The 2027-nt window shown below is 61.7% G+C and carries 3 protein-coding genes; 1 reads left to right on the forward strand and 2 read right to left on the reverse strand.

From position 1 onward, the window contains the following. The coding region (locus ACXJKO_RS31450; RefSeq protein ID WP_457094923.1) for a DUF5939 domain-containing protein at positions 1–924 on the forward strand (924 nt) is incomplete at its 5' end. Positions 925–1080: 156 nt separating this feature from the next. Here ACXJKO_RS31450 and ACXJKO_RS31455 read toward each other — a convergent pair. Beyond that, entirely contained in the window at positions 1081–1578 is a 498-nt protein-coding gene (locus ACXJKO_RS31455; RefSeq protein ID WP_457094924.1) for a GNAT family N-acetyltransferase, read from the reverse strand. After that, the coding region (locus ACXJKO_RS31460; protein WP_457094925.1) for an SGNH/GDSL hydrolase family protein at positions 1575–2027 on the reverse strand (453 nt) is incomplete at its 5' end. The genes ACXJKO_RS31455 and ACXJKO_RS31460, both read right to left, overlap by 4 nt.

Genomic DNA, 2027 nt, shown 5'->3' on the forward strand with positions numbered 1-2027 from the left:
ATCATGCTCGATGCGGTTGAGCTTCCGGCCGGCGAGCGGGTCATCCTCTCGCTGCAGCTGCCGGAGGCCTTCCTGATCCTCTTCGATCCCGTCACCCACTCAACCCAGTTCCTCGACGTGAAGGGAGAGCCCACCCGCGAGCGCCAGAACCTGTCGATGATCCTGAGCGAGTTGCACGCGGAAAACCGGAAGCTGGAACTGCGCCCCGGCCCCGCGCGGCTTCTGCTCGAAAACCACACCAAGCATCGCACCCTGCCGGCCATATGGCTTGCAAACGATGCCCTTCACGGGCTGCTCGAAAGGCGCCGCCCCTTCCTCACGGCCAAGCGCCTGCTGACGAACCAGACGTTCCGCGATCTCTATCGCACGGAAACGCTCGATATCGACCAGCGCCTCAAAATCACGAGCCTTACCTTCCTCTTCACGGACCTGAAGGGATCGACCGAGCTCTACGAGCGCGTGGGCGATCTCGTCGCCTACGATCTCGTGCGCGAACATTTCCGCGCGCTCAACGAGATCGTGGCATCCGAAGCGGGAGCCGTAGTGAAGACCATCGGCGATGCGGTGATGGCAACTTTCCCCAGCCCGGAACATGCGATCTCGGCAGCCTTGAGAATGCGTGAGGCCATGCGCAGCCTCAACGAGCAGCACGGACAGGAGGACCTGCTGCTGAAGATCGGCATCCACGAGGGGCCATGCCTCGCGGTGGTTTTCAATGACCGGCAGGATTATTTCGGGCAGACGGTGAACATTGCCTCGCGCGTGCAGGGGCTTGCCGCCTCACGCTCCATCTACGCGACGGGAACTGTCATCGAGAATCCGGAAGCGTTGGAGCTGATCGAGACGAAGGGCCTTCATGCCACGCTGCAGAAGACGACCCTGCGCGGGATCAACGATGTGTTCTCGGTGTACGAGATTCCTTGATCCCTCTTCACGTCATCCCCGGACTTGTTCCGGGGATCCACGTCTTGCACACTCCCCATCTCACCGACCTCCTCAGGATGAGGTCGGTGAGATGGTTATGAAGACGTGGATGCCCGCAATGAGCCCGGCCATGATGGAAGAGCGATATTCACAGCCTCAAAGATTCTTCTCGAAAAAGAACTCCACTGAGTTCGAGATGTCGCCGAGATTGCGCTGCGCGCCTGTTTGCGTGAAGCCGAGGCGTTTGTAGAGGCGGTGCGCGTCGGTGAAGCGCGTGTCCGACCAGAAGATCATGCGGCGCGCTCCCGCCGCGCGGGCATACCGCTCGATGGCGTGAACGAGGAACGAGCCCAGGCCCTTGCCGCGCTGATCGGGCCGCACGTAGAGACGATGCAGTTCCGCTGTCCCCGTTGCAGGGAAGTCCACGGAAACACAGGCGCAGACGCGTCCGCGCTCATCCTCCGTCACCCAGAGAACGCCGTTCTTCCTGTCATGAGAGCCTGGTGCGCGCAGGTCCTTGAGATCGTCGTGAGGATCGATGAAGCAGCCCGGATATTCCGCGAAGCACAAGGACAGCAGGCCGAAGAGATCCTGCGCGTCCTCATCGACGACGGGACGCAGAACAGGTTCGACGATCTTCAACGCTTCACTCACTTCGTCACCACCGTTACTGCCCTCGCCAGCATGTCGTGCATCAATCGGTACCCTTTAGCCGAGAGATGGATGCCATCGACGGTCATCCCGTTGCGCGCGGCGCCCTCGCCGTCCGCCAGGGCCGATTGCAGATCGACGATGGCGCTGGCACGGCCGTTGCAGGTTTCGCATATGCGGCGGCTCATGGTTGCCATGGCATCGGCGGAATAGAAGCTGGTGAGGCGCTTGCCCCGCTCCACGGGCGGCGGCGTCATGGCGATCAGGGGCACGCCTGCGCTCTCGAAATGGCCTACGATCCCATCAAGATTCTTCATCGCGCCATCGAGGCCGCTTTCGCTGCAATCCTTCTTGGCATCGTTAGTGCCGACGAGAAGGATCGCGAGAGCGGGCTCGGCGGATTTGAGAAGAAGCGGAATCCTCGGCTCCAGCGCTTCCGTCCAGATGCCGGA

Source organism: Microvirga sp. P5_D2 (assembly GCF_054049475.1).